This window comes from Methylocella sp. (assembly GCF_041905455.1).
Lineage (GTDB): Bacteria > Pseudomonadota > Alphaproteobacteria > Rhizobiales > Beijerinckiaceae > Methylocapsa.
On sequence record NZ_JAYRLA010000006.1, the window covers coordinates 113,951 to 128,068 of the forward strand.

The window sequence follows — 14,118 nt, forward strand, 5'->3', positions numbered from 1 at the left end:
GGCTCGGCGAGGTTATCCCATAAAGTCCATAAATTGTATAGATTAAAAAGAATGCGATTTGCGGAGCGCTGCGACGCGGGCTACGCGGCTGGCGGCTTTCCGGCCGCGGCGACGAAGGGCGAAGCTGAAATCACGGGTTCTCGCGCATGTCGAAGGTGATCTCCGCCGCGAAGTCGCGCTGCGCGCCCGGCGGCGGCTTCGGAAAAGGCGCGGCCCTTGCGACCAGCGCCAGGCTCTCGACGTCGAGGTCCGCCTCGCCGCTCGAGCGCAGCAGCGACACCTTGGTGACGTCGCCGGCGTCGTTCAGCGAGAAGGTCACCACGGCCCTGCCGCGCGCCCCGCGCTCGCGCGCGCTTTCGGGATATTGCTTGGCGCGCTCGAGCATGCCGAAGACGATCACCTTGTAGCTCATCGCCTCCTCGCCGCCCTCGGTCGGCAGCGGCACGGCGACGGCGCGGAACAGAAGCGGGCCGTTGTCGAAGGGCAGGGCGAGGCCGGTCGGCGCGCGCGCGAATTTCTGCTCGGCCTGCGCCTGCTGCGCGGCCGCCGCGGCCTCCTGACGTTGCGCCTCTCTCGCGGCCTCCTTCGCCGCCGCCGCCTCTTTCGCCGCCGCCTTCTCGGCTTCTTGCCGCTGCGCGCGCGCGGCGCGTCGCTCCTCGCGCTCGGCCTGCTTCTTATCCTGCGCCGCTTTCTCCTGCGCAGCCCTTGCGTCTTCCGCCGCTCTGGCCTCTTGCGCGGCCTTTTCCCGGGCGGCCCGTTCCTGCTCCACCCTGGCTTCTTGAGCCGCCTTCTCTTGCGCGGCCTTTTCCTGCTCCGCCTTCTCCTCGGCGGCTTTCGCCTCCTGCTTCGCCTGCGCGGCCTTCGCCTCCTCGGCGGCCTTCTCAGCCGCCTTCTCCTGAGCGGCTTTCGCCTGAGCGGCCTGTTCCTGCGCGGCTTGCGCCTTGCCGGCCGCCTGCGCCTTCTCCGCCTCGGCCTTGGCTTTCGCCTGCGCCGCCGCATCCGGCTTCGGCTGCTCCATCACGACTTCGACGGGAATCTCCTGCGGCGGCGGCTCGCGCTCAGGCGCGCCGAAACCCCACACGAGGCCGAAAATTCCGGCGTGGACGGCGAGCGAGACGACGATCGCCGCCGCGACTCCGGCCTCCGCCGTCCCGGGCGCGTCGAGCGCGAGGCGATCTTCAGGCGTCGGCGCGAGCGCCGGTCCCGAAGCTATAGGATCGTCCTCGACGATCGGTTGCGGCCCTGCGGAAGTCATCCCGGCGATCGTCCATTTCCGCCTTTCGAGCCGGCGCGCAGCGCGGCGCGCCGGCGCGGGCGAGCCCGTCGCGAGATGGCGCAAGGATTTCTTAAGATAATTCGCGCGGCGCAGAAACTGCGCGCTCGACACAGCTTCGCGAAATCGGACGTCCGCCCGCGCGCTCTCTATTATAGCGCCGCGCGCGCCCGCCGGCGCGTCGCCGCCTCGACGATGGCGAGCGCCGCCTCGAACGCCGCCTCGACGTCGAGCTTGGTCGTGTCGAGCACCATGGCGTCCCCGGCGGCGCGCAACGGCGCCGCCGCGCGGCTCGAGTCGCGCTCGTCGCGCCGGCGGATGTCCTCCAGCACGGCGCCGTAATCGACCTTCTCTCCGCGCGAGCGAAGCTCCAGCGCGCGCCGCGTCGCGCGCGTCTCGGCGCTCGCGGTGACGAAGAGCTTGCAGTCGGCGTCCGGGCAGATCGCCGTGCCGATGTCGCGTCCGTCGAGCAGCGCGCCCTCGGGGCGCCGCGCGAAGCGGCGCTGCAGCTCGACGAGCGCGGCGCGCACCTCAGGAATCGCCGCGACGATCGAGGCGGCCTCGGACATTTCGCGGCTGCGCAGCGCCGCCTCGTCGAAGTCGGCGAGCGCGAGGCCGCGCGCGGCGCTGACGGCGGCGTCGCGGTCGCCGAGGCCGCGTCCGTGGTCGATGAGCGCGCGCGCGGTCGCGCGGTAGAGAAGCCCGGTGTCGAGGTGCGGCAGGCCGAGGCGTTCGGCGAGCTTGCGCGCGATCGTGCCCTTGCCGGAGGCCGCCGGCCCGTCGATCGCGATGATCATGAAAAGCGCGCCCCGAGCCGCTCCATCTCGCCGCGGAAGGTGGGAAAGCTCGTCGCGATCATCCGCGAGTCGTCGATGGCGACCCCTTCGCGCGCGGCGAGGCCCAGCACGAGGAAGCTCATGGCGATGCGGTGGTCGAGATGGGTCTTGACGAGCCCGCCGCCCCGCACGTCGCCGGCGCGCCCCTCGACGATGAGGTCGTCTCCCTCGATCCGCGGCTCGAGGCCGCAGGCGCGAAGGCCCGCCGCGACCGCTTCGAGACGGTCGGACTCCTTGACCCGCAGCTCGGCGAGGCCGCGCATCCGCGTCGTTCCGCGCGCGAAGGCGGCGGCGACGGTGAGGACCGGATATTCGTCGATCATGCTCGGCGCGCGGCCGGCCGGAACGTCGACGCCATGAAGCGCGCTCGCCCGCACGCGCAGGTCCGCGACCTCCTCGCCGCCTTCCTCGCGGCGGTCGAGGATTTCGACGTCGGCGCCCATTTCGAGAAGGGTCGTCAGCAGGCCGACGCGCAGCGGGTTCATCATCATCGCCTCGATCACGATCTCCGAGCCCGGCGCGATCAGGCCGGCGACGAGGGCGAAGGCGGCGGACGAGGGATCGCCCGGCACGACGATCGGCTTCGGGCGCAGCTCCGGGCGCCCTTCGAGCGTGATCTTGCGCCCTTCCGCGCCGAACGGCTCGACGGCGACGTCCGCGCCGAAATAGCGCAGCATCTTCTCGGTGTGGTCGCGGCTCGCCTCCGGCTCGATCACCACCGTGCGGCCCGGCGAGTTGAGCCCGGCGAGCAGGACCGCCGACTTGACCTGCGCCGAGGCGACCGGCGAGCGATATTCGATCGGCAGAGGCTCGGCCGCGCCCTTGAGCTCGATCGGGCAGCGCCCGCCCTCCGCCTGGGAAAGCGTGCGTGCGCCCATCAGCTCGAGCGGATCGAGGATGCGCCGCATCGGCCGCTTGCGCAGCGAGGCGTCGCCGTCGAAGCGGGCGGTGAGGTCATGGCCGCCGACGACGCCCATCATCAGGCGCATTCCGGTGCCGGAATTGCCGAAGTCGAGCGTCTGCGAAGGGGCGAGCAACGACCCGACGCCGCAGCCTTCGACCCGCCAGCGGCCGGGGCCAAGCCGCTCGACGCGGGCGCCGAGCGCGCGGCAGGCCTTAGCCGTGTTCAACACGTCCTCGCCTTCGAGAAGGCCTTCGATCTGCGTGACGCCGACGCTGAGCAGGCCGAAGATGAGGGCGCGGTGGGAGATCGACTTGTCGCCCGGCGGCCTGAGCCCGCCTCTGAGCGGCCCGCTCGCCTGCGCGCTGAGCCGCTCCGCCGCCCCCTCCATGATCCGCCCCGCCTGTCGTTTCGCCGCCGCGGCGGCCGAAGCCGGCTCGTTAGCATGGCGGCCTCGCGCTTGTCATCAAAAGGCCGGAGAGAACGCGGATCAGCGCGGCGAACTTCCATTTGACATGCGCCTTGGCGATCACTAACCGGACGAAACGTTGCGGAGAGGGGCAGAGCCCCGTTCCTCGAAGAGGTTCAAGTCTGTGGCCAAACCAGAACTCGGCGCCAAGCATCAGTGCCAGGCGTGCGGCGCACGTTTTTTCGATCTCAACCGCTCGCCGATCGTCTGCCCCAAGTGCGGGACGATCTTCCAGAGCGCGGCCGTCTCGCGCGCCGCGGCGCGGGCGACGGCCGCCGACGACGACGAGGAGGCGGAGGCCGGCGGCGCCGAGATCGTCTCGCTCGAGGACGCGGATGCGGAGGCTGAAAAGATCTCCGCCGCCGTCGACGAGGACGTCGAGATCGAAGTCAACGACGACGCCTTCCTCGAGGAGGAGGAGGAGGACGGCGACGACGTCGGCGACCTGATCGACGGCGACCGCGAAGAGGATGAGGAGCCCTAGAAATTTAGCCGCAATCTTTGGCTTGTGCGCCCGCTTCGATGCGGCTATACAGCGGCCCTCCCGCCGCGGCGGGCGCGAAAAGGCGGCGGTCCAGCCCAACCGGGCCGTCGGGACGATTGTAGAACGATGGGGCCATAGCTCAGTTGGGAGAGCGCTTCAATGGCATTGAAGAGGTCGTCGGTTCGATTCCGTCTGGCTCCACCATCGTCCGTTTCTGACTGAAATTCGGTCGTTTATAAGATTGAGCGCGGCGGCGCCGCCCGTCGGAACGTCGCCAATCCGACGAGAATTGATCGGCGCGCGTCATATGATGCGTCGCGGATCTTCTTCTCGTCGCTCGAGGCCGAGCGGATCGGCTTGCCGACCTGTCCATGGAGCCGGCGACATGGCGTCAATCATGTTGTTCGGGTGATGTCGATCAGCTCGTCTATGAGCCATCGAAGGCCCGCATCCTGATCCGCGCGATAATGCCATATGATCTCGACAGGCACGGTCAATGGCTCATAGGGCAGGTCGAGAATGGCCACCGACCCTGATTCAACCGCCTGACGCGCCAGCCGCTCGGGCAGGGTGGCGACCATATCCGTAGTTTGAAGCATCTGCGGAACCGCGGCGTAGTGCGGGAGGGAGACCGCGACGTGAGCGACGGCGTCCCGTTCCTCCTCGCTCGTCTCGATCAAAAGGCGATCGATCCATGTCCTGCGCCACACGCCCCGGTCATCCAGAAATCCGTCGACTCCCTGATCCTCGCTGCCGGTCAGTTCGACGACGATATAAGGGAAGGCGAGCAGGCGCTCTTTGGTCACCGCGCCTTCGGTCAATGGATGCCCGCGGCGCACCACTATCGACTCTTTCTCGACCATGAGAGTGGCTCGGCGCATCCGGTCCGGCAAACCGTCGAACCAGCCGATGACGAGATCCATGCGGCCGTCGTCGAGATGTCTGATCACGTCCGTGCGGTTGCAGGGAAATATGCGTAAGTCGATCTGCGGCGCAACTTTGGCCAACCGCGCGACCAGACTCGTGAGGATGGTGGCGGTCGTATAATCCGTAGCCGAGATCCGGAATATTCGGGTCGACTCCGACGGGACGAAAGGTCTGGCGTTGATAGCTTCCTTGATCCGTCCCAGGCCGTCGCAAACGCCAGGGGCGAGTTCAAGGGCGCGCGCAGTCGGCTCCATGCCCGCTTCCCGATAAATGAACAGCTCGTCTCCGAGAGCCTGACGTAAACGGGCCAGGGCGTGGCTCACGGCGGACGGCGTCACGCCGAGCTCCTTGCTCGCTTCGTTGACGCTGCGATGTTTGAAAACGACTTCAAATACGCGGAAAAGATTTAAGTCAAGCCGACGCAACGACATGATGTTTGCTCATTCATGGCCATGCTGGACGAGATTTGGCGATCATATCGCCATGACGCGCCGAGAACAGGGAAACCGTCGCCTGAAAAAGCTTTGACGACTTTCGTCGCGTCGAGGGCGCAGCCGCGGGAGGAAAACGGCCGCTTAAGGTTTGCGGCTTTTTTCGTTTCCGGCGGCTGCGCGCGGGGCTTCAGAACGATCCGAAGGCGCTGCCGAGTGCGATTACGGCGATGAGGGCGATGAGGGCGCCGACGATGGCGGCCATGACGATGTCGAGGTAGCTTTCCTTGTGGGTGCAGCCGCAGACGGCGAGCAGGGTGACCACGGCGCCGTTGTGCGGCAGGCTGTCGAGCGTGCCGGCGCCGATCACCGCGACGCGGTGCATCAGCTCGGGGCTGAGGCCGGTGTCGGCGGCGATCTTCATGTAGGACTCGCCGAGGGCGTCGAGGGCGATGGTGAGGCCGCCCGACGCCGAGCCGGTGAGCGAGGCGAGGATGTTGGTCGCCACCGCCAGCGAGACGAGCGGGCCGCCGCCGATGCCGAGCACCCAGTCGCGCACCGCCGCGAAGGCCGGCAGCGCCGCCACCACCGAGCCGAAGCCGACGAGGCTGGCGACGCTGAGCACGGGCAGGGTGGAGGCGTTGGCGCCGGCGTCCACAGTCGCGCGCAGCGACGGCACGCCGGGGAAGTTGAGCGCGGTCACGACGACGATCGCCGCGGCCAGCGCGGTGACGACCGCCCAGACGCCGCCGACCGCGGCGAGCGACGTCGAGCCCCATTCCGGCTGCGCCAGATAGGACGCGTCCATGCGCGGCAGCACGACGAAGGACATCAGGAGATTGACGACCACCACCACGGCGAGCGGCAGGAAGGCGACCAGCGCCGAGGGCTGGCCCTTGCGCTTCTCGCTGCGGCCGATCTCGGCCGGATCGAAGGCGCCGGCGGTCGTCGCGCGCTCGCGCACGATCGCGTCGCCGGCGGCGGCGAGCGCCGGCTCGGCGGCGAGCGGCGCGCCGCCATAGCCCTCGCCGGCGGCGTTGGCCCGGCGCGCGGCGCGCGAGAGCCACCACATGCCGAAGGCCAGCATGATCGCCGAGGCGATGATCCCAAGGCCCGGCGCGGCGAAGGGGGTGGTGCCGAAGAAGGGCATCGGAATGGCGTTCTGGATCGCCGGCGTTCCGGGCAGCGCCGACATGGTGAAGGTCGAGGTGCCGAGCGCGATCGCCGCCGGCATCAGGCGCTTGGGCACGTTCGCCGAGCGGAACAGCGCCTGGCCCATCGGCGCGAGCACGAAGAAGGCGACGAACAGGCTGACGCCGCCGTAGGTGACCAGCGCGCCGGCGAGCACGACGGCGAGGATCGAGCGCTGCGGCCCGAGCGTCCTGGTCATGTAGTCGGCGATCGCCGCGACCGAGCCCGAATCCTCCATCAGCTTGCCGAACACGGCGCCGAGCAGGAAGATCGGAAAGAACGAGACCACGAACTGGCCGGCGCTGCCCATGAAGGTCTGCGTCCAGTGCGCCAGCAGCGGCTGCGCCGAGAAGGCCGCGGCGACCAGCGCCGCTACGGGAGCGATGACGAGAATGCTCCAGCCGCGATAGGCGAGGAAGATGAGCAGCGCGAGGGCTGCGAGGATGCCGACGAGCCCCATCAGATCCTGGCCTCCAGCAGCGGGTCCATTTCGAGCGTCGAGCGCACGCCAAGGTCATGGGCGTGGGCCTGCAGGAAGGCGTCGGCGCTCTTGCGGCCCTCCTTGTGCAGCATCTCGAAGAAGGCCCATTCGGCGTTGAGCTTCGAGGAGGCGCCGAGCTCGTTCATCACGTCGCTGGCGATGCGGTGGATGCGCATCTGCGCCCACAGGCGCCCCTCCTCGTCCTTGGCGTCGGCCATGCGGCGCAGCAGCGCGCCCATGCGCAGCTCCTTGAGCAGCACCGAGTTGAAGGCGATCTCGTTGAGGCGGTTCAGGATCTCGGCGGCCGAGCGCGGCGTGGTCTTGCGCTCGACGGGATTGATCTGGATGAGGATGGTGTCCTCCGAGCGGCATTCGCGCACCAGCGGCGTGATCGCCGGATTGCCGGAGTAGCCGCCGTCCCAGTAGGGCTCGCCGTCGATCTCGATCGCCTGGAACATGGTCGGCAGGCAGGCGGAGGCGAGCAGCACGTCGGCGGTGACGTCGGCGTTGCGGAAGATGTGGCCGCGTCCGGTGTGCACGTTGGTCGCGGTGACGAACAGCCGCATCGAGGAGTCCTGCAGCCGCCTGAAGTCGATCTGCGCCTCGAGGATGTCGCGCAGCGGATTGACGCCGCGCGGATTGACGTCATAGGGCGAGAACAGCCGGCTCATCATGTCCATGGCGATGAACACGGGCGAGGAGTCGAGCGTCCAGCGCCCGAGCAGCCGGTCGAGCGGGCCGCGCCGCAGCGGGCTGAAGCGCCCGGCGTCGGCGACCGCCCGCCAGAAGCCGGCGAGCGCCTCGCGCGCGGCCGGCGCGCCGCCGCGGGTGTAGCCGTCGGCCATCACGGCGGCGTTCATCGCCCCGGCCGAGGTGCCCGAGACGCCGTCGATCTGCAGCCAGGGCTCCTCGAGCAGGCGGTCGAGCACGCCCCAGGTGAAGGCGCCATGGGCGCCGCCGCCCTGCAGCGCGAGGTCGACCAGAACCGGCCCGCGCTCAATCAGCGCCGTCGAAGTCTCCAAAGCCAAAAGAATCCTCCTTTACTTCAGGCCGCGCGCGCCTCACGCAGACGACGCGCGCTCATCCGGCGTCATGCGGAGCGAATGGACAAAAGGCCAGGCCGCGCCATCGCGCCAGGGGGTTCGATTGGCGCGACGGCGCTAGACGACGATATGCGCGCCGCCGTCGACATACACCGTTCCGCCAGTGACGTGGCGGGCGAAGGGCGTCGCGAGATAAGCGCATGCGTGGCCGACGTCCATGATGTCGGCGAGCTCCCCGACAGGCGCCTTTTTGGCCGCTTCGTTCAGCATCGCGTCGAAATCCTTGAGGCCTCCGGCTGCGCGCGTTTTCAAGGGCCCCGGCGAAATCGCATGCACCCGAATTCCGGCCGGGCCGAGCTCATAGGCGAGATAGCGGCACGACGCCTCGAGCGCGGCCTTCACCGGCCCCATGACGTTGTAATTCGGGACGACGTAATTCGCGCCAAGATAGGTCATCGCGAACATCGTTCCGCCTTCAGTCATCAGCGGAGAGGCGAGCCTCGCCATGCGAATGAAGGAGTGGCACGAAATGTCCATCGCCTTTGCGAAGCCTTCGGCCGAACAGTTCAGGAGCCCGCCCTGCAGGTCCTCTTTCGGCGCGAAGGCGACCGAGTGAACGAGAATGTCGAGCCGACCCCACCGTTCGCGAATCTCGTCGAACACGGCTTCGAGTTGAGGCTTCTTCTCGACGTCGAGCGGAGCGAAGACGTCCGCCTCAAGCGCCTCCGCGAGCGGAGCGACGAACGCGCGCGCCCTCTCGTTGACATAGGTCAGCGCGATGTCCGCCCCGGCCGCGCGAAACGCCTTTGCGCAACCGTAAGCGATGGACTCGTCATTGGCGACGCCGACGACGAGCGCTTTCTTGCCCTGCAAGACCGGTGGAACGACTGTATGCATCTTGAAACTCCGGCGAGCGGATCGCGCCGCGCGCCATTTCAGGCTGTGGCGTCTCTCGCCGCGACGAGCTGCGGCGTTCGGGCCGGTTGCGGAGCCGAGGCGGAATTTTCGCAGAAGATCGCCTCGATGCGCGCGAGGCGGCGCGCGCCCTCCGCGCTTAGCTCGCCGCTCGCAAGCACGATCCCGCGAATGGCTTCGAGCGCCGCCGCGCGATCGGCGGCCGACGCGGGAAGCAGCTTCGCCAGCGCGGCGACGGCGCGCTCCTCGTCCGTTCGCACGATCAGCATCTGGCGGCGCAGCATGTCCTTCACCTGCGACAGGCCGGGGCGCGTCTCCGGCTTCTGACGGTCGCGCAGCTGCAGCAGCGCCGCAAAGGCCCGCTCGTCAATCGAGGGCTCGCCGCGATAAACATAGACCAGCGCGCGCAGTCCCGCCTCCAGCAGTCCTCCCCGCTCCATTTCAGCGGCGAGCTCCGCGCGCAGGTTTTTCTCCGCGGCGTCCCGCGCGAGATCGCGCGCGAGCGTCTGGCGCGGCCGGACGTCTCCTGGATCGAGGCCGACGAAAGCCTGAAGAAGCGGCGCGCCGTAAACCGAAAGAAAAATCGACTCGGTCAGCGCGTCGCGCGCCTTGCTGAAAGCCTCGAGGGCGTCGGTCATCGCCTGGGAGAAGGCGCGCTCGCCGGCGAGGCAAGGATTGTCTGGCCTGACGGGCGCGCGCGCGGCGCGGACCGCTTCGGCCAGCGGTCCGACAGGCTGCATCAGCGGGTTGCGCGAGGAGAAGAAAGAGAAGCGCAGGCGGTTGCGGTCCGCGTCGCGCATGAATTCGGCCGTCGCGTCGGTGGTCGCGGCGCGCACCGCCGGAGCGAGAAACGTCTTGTAGAGCGCCTTGTTCACCTCCGAGACGCGGGCGACCGTCGCGAAGCGGCGTTCATCCTCCGCGGCGTTTTCGCCGAAAGCGCGGATGTCGGCGAGACGCCGCGGCTCGAAACGCATGAGGTGGCGCCCGGACACGAGATCGCGATTTACGGTTTCCTCTTCGAGCTCGACGATGACGGCTTCGAAAAGGCCCGGCGGCAGCAGGTCGATCGCGTCCATGCAGTTGACGAATTTATCATGCTCTTTCGTCGCCACCTTGCCCGAGACGAAAATGCCGAGATGGCCGATCGATTCATGCACGACGTAGACGATGGTTTGCCCGCCTGCGGCGAGCGCGGCGTCGGTGGCGTAAAGGTCGGTGATCCAGCCGAGCGCCTGCTGGGGCGGCGTGATGTCGTCGCCCTGCGAGCAGAAAACAATGATGGGCGCGCGGATATTGCGCAGATCGATCCCGATTCCGTCCGACGTGCGGATCTCTCCTGACGTCAGGCGATTGCCGACGAAGAGATTGTCGGCGATCCATTGCATCTCCCCCGCGTTGAGGAGAACCGGATTGCCCCACCAGGTTTCGAAATCGAGGAAGCGTTCGGCCTCCGTGTCGATCTTCGAGTAGACGTTATAGGGCTTTTTCCACCAGGTGTTCGCCGGGTTCATCCGCTCGAAGTTCTCGACGAGCGAGGCGCCGTCGAAAATCCCGGCGCCGAGATCGCCGGCGAGCGCCGTGAGCCAGGTCCCGCCGAGGAGGCCGCCGAGGTAGCGCAGCGGATTCTTGCCGCGCACGCCGGCCCAATAGGATAGCGGCGAGCCGGCGAGAATGAGCGCGCCGACCGGCTCGGGATCGACCGCCGCCGCCATGGCGATCTGCCAGCCCGCCTGGCAATTGCCGACGAGGCAGGGTTTGCTCTCCGCCTCGGGGTGCCGCGCGACGACCTCGCGAACGAAGCGCGCTTCCGCCGCGCAGACGTCCTCGATGGTTTGACCCGGCTCGGGCGTCGGCAGGAAGCCGACGAAATAGCACGGATGGCCGGCGGCGACCGCCTGGCCAATCTCGCTTTCCGCCTTCATGCCGCCGATGCCGGGCCCATGACCCGCGCGCGGGTCAAAAACGATGAACGGACGCTTTTTGGGATCGGCGGGCGCGTTCTCCGGCGGCGTGATCCGGGTCAGGACATAATTCACCGGCCGCGGAAACTCTCGGCCGTCGGCGACGACGCTCACCTTGAACTGCAGCACATGCGGCGCGCGTTCTTGCGTCCGCTCGATATAGGTGTCGCCGCGACGCCGCAGCACGTCGAGAAACAGGATGGAGCGCTGGAAAGCGTCGATCCAATAGTCCCCGGCCGGTCCCAGCGCGCAGAAGGGCGCCGCGGCGCCGGCCGCTCCGGGGAAGGGGTTCGAAGCGTCGCCTTTTGGCGCGAACGGCTTTTCGACCGGCCAGAACCGCCAGAATGCGTCGAAAAACTCCGCGGGGTTATACGCCGTTGCAGCCATTGCGATTTCCTTTCTCGCCGATGCGCGCCGGGTCTGGCGCGCGTCGACGCTCTTGCGCAAGATGTCGCGACCTCGCCGAGCGCGATCTGAGGGGGGGCGCGTGAAAATCTCCGCCTGCCGCCGTTCCCCCTCAGGATCGCGACGGGCCGTTCGGGCTCCTGGTCACCAGGTCAGAAACATTCCGACGTCGCCCGGGAAGCCTTTCGGCCAGTCGATGATCAAGGCTTTTAGCCCATAGCCGAGCGGCTGAAATTTTTCTTTCCAGATTTCATAGAACTGACGGGGCGCGCCAATGAGCGAATCCGGCCAATTCTCTTCGGGAACATTGATCGAGCGGCCCTTGTCCGTGCAAAGCTCCGACGGGAAGCGCAGGATCATCAACTCATGCTCGTTGCGTGAGGCGGCGGCTTCGACGCGGCTCCGCAAGGACTCAAGCTTCTCCCGCGTGATTTCGATCGGCTTTGAAAGCTTTGCGATGAGCTCTCTCTTGGCCTTGTCGGCCTCCTGCATCGCGGCGTCGGAATTCGAGGCCCTGGCCGTCTCGACGCGCGTCACATAGGCCTTGAGATCGCTCACCGACATGAACGTCTCGTCGACGGCGTGGGCGGTCGAATGCGCGTCTTCTTCCATCAACATCCTCCGAAATCCGCTTCTGCGCACACCTTTCCGACGTGACGGGCTATCATCAGCTCTTCATCCGTCGGAACGACCCAAACCGACACGGCGCTTTCCGGCGCGCTGATTTTGCCGACGCCGGCCTGGTTGGCGCCTTCTTCGAGAACGACGTTCAGCCAGGCGGCTCCCGCGCATACGGAGCGGCGCACAGCCGCGCTGTGCTCGCCGATGCCGGCGGTGAAGACGATCGCGTCGAGCCCGCCAAGCGCGGCGACGAGCGATCCAATCTGTCGGCCGATGTTGTAGACGAAAAGATCGATCGCAAATCGCGCTCGCGGGTCTTCGCTCGCCTCGAGGACGCGCATGTCGCTCGAAACGCCGGAAACGCCGAGCAGGCCGGATTGCTTGTAGAGAAGCCGCATGACGTCGCGCAGCTCCATCTTCAATTCGTCGAAGAGGTAAAGCACGACCCCCGGATCGAGCGCGCCTGACCGCGTGCCCATGGGCAAGCCCTCGAGCGCGGTGAAGCCCGTCGTGCAGGCGACGCTGCGTCCCGCCTCGAGCGCGCAAAGACTCGCGCCGGCGCCAAGGTGAGCGACGATCACCCTGGCGCGCGCGAGGTCCGCGTCATGTTCGGGCAGCGCCGAAGCGATATATTCGTAGGAGAGGCCGTGAAAGCCGTAACGGCGGACGCCGCGGCCGGTTATCTCGACCGGCAGCGCGAAGGCCTGGGCGAGGGCCGGCTGCGTGGAGTGAAAAGCCGTGTCGAAACAGCCGATTTGCGGGAGATTGGGGGCGATGTCGAACACCGCGCGAACCGGCGCGAGATTATGCGGCTGATGCAATGGCGCGAGCGGCGTCAGCCGCTCCAGCCTTTCGACGGCCTCGGCCGTGAGCCGGACGGGTCCGACGAATTCCTCGCCGCCATGAACGATCCTGTGCCCGATCGCTTCGACGGTGAAGCCGGCGAGACGCGCACGCATGAAATCGAGGAGATATCGCATCGCCGCGTCATGCGTGACGACTTCCGCGCTCCAGCGTTTTTCGTCGATCGTCTCCCCGCCGATCTCGCGGGCCGTGAAATGCGCCGCGTCCGTGTAGAGACCCTCGATCTGCCCTTTCAGAAAAACGCGAAGTTTCGACTGCTCCTGCTTGAACAGGGAGAATTTGATGCTTGACGAGCCGGCGTTGACGACAACGATGACGTTGACCGGCATGATCAGGAGACCGCCCTGCTGGCGTCTGTCCTGCGGCTGTCGGCGAGGAGCGACGCGACGGCGCATGACGCGAGCCGCGCAAGCACGGAATCGGCGCGGCTGGTCAAAATGATCGGAACGCGAGCGCCGAGCACGATGCCGGCGGCGTCGGCGCCGGCCAGAAAGGTGAGGCTCTTGGCGAGCATGTTGCCGGCTTCAAGATCAGGAACGAGAAGAATATTGGCGCGGCCGGCGACCGGCGACGCCAGTTTCTTGATCGCCGCGGCCTCCGGGTCGATCGCATTGTCGAGGGCGAGAGGGCCGTCGAGGATCGCGCCGACGATCTGACCGCGATCGGCCATCTTGCACAGGGCCGCGGCTTCGATCGTCGAGGGAATTTTCGGATTCACCGTTTCGACGGCGGACAGGATCGCGACGAGGACGGCGGGAAATTTCAACGCGTGCGCCAGGTCGATCGCGTTTTGGAGAATATCCACTTTATCCGCCAACGTCGGGAAAATATTCACCGCGGCGTCGGTGATTATCAGCGGATCGGCATGCCCTGGAACGTCCATCACGAAGCAATGGCTGAGCCGCCGGGCGGTGCGCAAACCCGTGTCGGCTTTCACGACGGCGCTCATCAATTCGTCCGTATGCAGACTTCCTTTCATGAGGACTTCCGCTTTGCCCGCCCTGACCAGCTCAACTGCGCGCGCGGCGGACTCATGGCTATGTTCCGTAGCCACAAGCTCGAAACCGGAAATATCGAGTCTCGCCGCGGACGCGGCGGCGCGGATTCGATCGGGAGGCCCCACCAGGATCGGATCGATCAGTCCGAGGCGCGCGCCGTCGAGCGCGCCTTCGAGCGAATTTTGCTCGCAAGGGTGGACGACGGCGACCTTCGGCGGCCGAAGCTTCTGCGCCGCGTCAATCAGCCGATCGTATTTTTCGTGGGTTCCGGATTCAACGCCTGTCATGAAGAAGCCTGGTTTGTTCGCCGGCGCCGCC

General features: G+C 67.3%; 12 protein-coding genes and 1 tRNA gene. 2 read left to right on the forward strand and 11 right to left on the reverse strand.

The annotated features are described in order from the left end of the window. Positions 1–130 precede the first annotated feature (130 nt). The 3 genes from ACE3OG_RS07060 to aroA form a co-directional block, all read right to left on the reverse strand. On the reverse strand, positions 131–1,255 hold the full coding sequence (locus tag ACE3OG_RS07060) for an energy transducer TonB (RefSeq protein WP_374307092.1): 1,125 nt from the start codon (positions 1,253–1,255) through the stop codon (positions 131–133). A 170-nt stretch (positions 1,256–1,425) separates the two neighbouring features. Then, positions 1,426–2,070, reverse strand: coding sequence for a (d)CMP kinase (gene cmk / locus ACE3OG_RS07065; protein ID WP_374307094.1), 645 nt, complete (start codon positions 2,068–2,070; stop codon positions 1,426–1,428). Then, the gene (gene aroA / locus ACE3OG_RS07070; protein ID WP_374307095.1) at positions 2,067–3,401 is read right to left on the reverse strand and encodes a 3-phosphoshikimate 1-carboxyvinyltransferase; all 1,335 of its coding nucleotides are present in this window, start codon (positions 3,399–3,401) and stop codon (positions 2,067–2,069) included. Before aroA ends, cmk begins: the two co-directional genes overlap by 4 nt. Before the next feature lie 202 nt (positions 3,402–3,603). On the opposite strand from aroA, the gene ACE3OG_RS07075 reads away from it, so the two are divergent. Both ACE3OG_RS07075 and ACE3OG_RS07080 read left to right on the forward strand, forming a co-directional pair. Further along, complete coding sequence (locus tag ACE3OG_RS07075; RefSeq protein ID WP_374307097.1) at positions 3,604–3,963, forward strand: TIGR02300 family protein; 360 nt, start codon at positions 3,604–3,606, stop codon at positions 3,961–3,963. Between the two features lie 128 nt (positions 3,964–4,091). Further along, positions 4,092–4,167 (forward strand) — tRNA-Ala (locus tag ACE3OG_RS07080). A 191-nt stretch (positions 4,168–4,358) separates the two neighbouring features. On the opposite strand, the gene ACE3OG_RS07085 is transcribed toward ACE3OG_RS07080, so the two are convergent. From ACE3OG_RS07085 to ACE3OG_RS07120, 8 genes are all read right to left on the reverse strand, one after another. Further along, the gene (locus tag ACE3OG_RS07085) at positions 4,359–5,321 is read right to left on the reverse strand and encodes a LysR family transcriptional regulator (protein ID WP_374307099.1); all 963 of its coding nucleotides are present in this window, start codon (positions 5,319–5,321) and stop codon (positions 4,359–4,361) included. 190 nt (positions 5,322–5,511) lie between these two features. Beyond that, on the reverse strand, positions 5,512–6,972 hold the full coding sequence (locus ACE3OG_RS07090; protein ID WP_374306888.1) for a GntP family permease: 1,461 nt from the start codon (positions 6,970–6,972) through the stop codon (positions 5,512–5,514). Continuing rightward, entirely contained in the window at positions 6,972–8,015 is a 1,044-nt protein-coding gene (locus tag ACE3OG_RS07095; protein WP_374307193.1) for a patatin-like phospholipase family protein, read from the reverse strand. Before ACE3OG_RS07095 ends, ACE3OG_RS07090 begins: the two co-directional genes overlap by 1 nt. Before the next feature lie 138 nt (positions 8,016–8,153). Continuing rightward, positions 8,154–8,933, reverse strand: coding sequence for an enoyl-ACP reductase FabI (gene fabI / locus ACE3OG_RS07100; RefSeq protein WP_374307101.1), 780 nt, complete (start codon positions 8,931–8,933; stop codon positions 8,154–8,156). 38 nt (positions 8,934–8,971) lie between these two features. After that, on the reverse strand, positions 8,972–11,299 hold the full coding sequence (locus tag ACE3OG_RS07105) for a DUF3141 domain-containing protein (RefSeq protein WP_374307102.1): 2,328 nt from the start codon (positions 11,297–11,299) through the stop codon (positions 8,972–8,974). A 162-nt stretch (positions 11,300–11,461) separates the two neighbouring features. After that, complete coding sequence (locus ACE3OG_RS07110; protein ID WP_374307104.1) at positions 11,462–11,854, reverse strand: hypothetical protein; 393 nt, start codon at positions 11,852–11,854, stop codon at positions 11,462–11,464. A gap of 74 nt (positions 11,855–11,928) precedes the next feature. Then, a complete protein-coding gene (locus ACE3OG_RS07115; protein WP_374307105.1) occupies positions 11,929–13,131 on the reverse strand; it encodes an acetate/propionate family kinase in 1,203 nt (400 codons plus the stop codon). Positions 13,132–13,133: 2 nt separating this feature from the next. Beyond that, positions 13,134–14,087, reverse strand: a complete 954-nt coding sequence (locus ACE3OG_RS07120; protein WP_374307194.1) for a phosphate acetyltransferase — start codon at positions 14,085–14,087, stop codon at positions 13,134–13,136. Positions 14,088–14,118: the final 31 nt, after the last annotated feature.

What these genes read in the sequence shown, in the direction of transcription:
- ACE3OG_RS07060 (WP_374307092.1), bottom strand. Translation starts at nt 1,255, where the DNA reads ATGACTTCCGCAGGGCCGCAACCGATCGTCGAGGACGATCCTATAGCT.
- cmk (WP_374307094.1), bottom strand. Translation starts at nt 2,070, where the DNA reads ATGATCATCGCGATCGACGGGCCGGCGGCCTCCGGCAAGGGCACGATC.
- aroA (WP_374307095.1), bottom strand. Translation starts at nt 3,401, where the DNA reads ATGGAGGGGGCGGCGGAGCGGCTCAGCGCGCAGGCGAGCGGGCCGCTC.
- ACE3OG_RS07085 (WP_374307099.1), bottom strand. Translation starts at nt 5,321, where the DNA reads ATGTCGTTGCGTCGGCTTGACTTAAATCTTTTCCGCGTATTTGAAGTC.
- ACE3OG_RS07090 (WP_374306888.1), bottom strand. Translation starts at nt 6,972, where the DNA reads ATGGGGCTCGTCGGCATCCTCGCAGCCCTCGCGCTGCTCATCTTCCTC.
- fabI (WP_374307101.1), bottom strand. Translation starts at nt 8,933, where the DNA reads ATGCATACAGTCGTTCCACCGGTCTTGCAGGGCAAGAAAGCGCTCGTC.
- ACE3OG_RS07105 (WP_374307102.1), bottom strand. Translation starts at nt 11,299, where the DNA reads ATGGCTGCAACGGCGTATAACCCCGCGGAGTTTTTCGACGCATTCTGG.
- ACE3OG_RS07115 (WP_374307105.1), bottom strand. Translation starts at nt 13,131, where the DNA reads ATGCCGGTCAACGTCATCGTTGTCGTCAACGCCGGCTCGTCAAGCATC.
- ACE3OG_RS07120 (WP_374307194.1), bottom strand. Translation starts at nt 14,087, where the DNA reads ATGACAGGCGTTGAATCCGGAACCCACGAAAAATACGATCGGCTGATT.